The organism is Novosphingobium malaysiense (assembly GCF_000802225.1).
GTDB lineage: Bacteria > Pseudomonadota > Alphaproteobacteria > Sphingomonadales > Sphingomonadaceae > Novosphingobium > Novosphingobium malaysiense.
This window is the reverse complement of the sequence record NZ_JTDI01000031.1, coordinates 1-555: the sequence shown is the minus strand read 5'-3', so window position 1 is coordinate 555 and position 555 is coordinate 1. Positions and strand designations below refer to the sequence as shown.

1 protein-coding gene is annotated in these 555 nt (G+C 60.4%); it reads right to left on the bottom strand.

The annotated features are described in order from the left end of the window. Positions 1–555: LLM class flavin-dependent oxidoreductase (locus tag LK12_RS23365; RefSeq protein WP_039290734.1), on the bottom strand; the 555-nt coding region annotated here is incomplete at both ends.

The following is a 555-nucleotide window of genomic DNA, read 5'->3' as shown; positions in this document are numbered from 1 at the left end:
CCTTTCCATTGCGCTCGAGCGCCGCGATGTAAGTATCGAGCCCAATGGCGCCAGTGGAAAGGAAACCATCGCCGATGCGTGCCACCCGTTCGATCGCGGGCTCGGCCATCCCTCCGATGAACAGCGAAGGCGGGCTCTCCGGAGCCGGCGTGATCGGCAGGTCGCCAAGCGAGAAGCGTTTCCCGGTGTAGTTGACCTTTTGCCCGCTCCATCCACGGCGAATAATCTCGCAGGAGTCCTCGAGCATGCTGGGACGAAATTTGAGTTCGCGTCCAAATGCTTCGAATTCGGGCCGCTTGTAGCCAATGCCAACGCCTAGGTCGAAGCGTCCTCCGGTGAGCAACGACAAGGTTGCCGCATCCTCCGCGATGCGGACTGGATCATGCAGCGGCAGAACGATGAGGTTGGTGCCGATACGCATGCTCGTTGTTCGCTCGCCTATGGCGCCTGCAATCACCAGCGGCGACGGCGTGTAGCCATCCTCGCAAAAATGGTGCTCTGTCAGCCAGACCGAGCCAAAACCCATTTCTTCGGCGCGAGCGATCTGATCGAGGT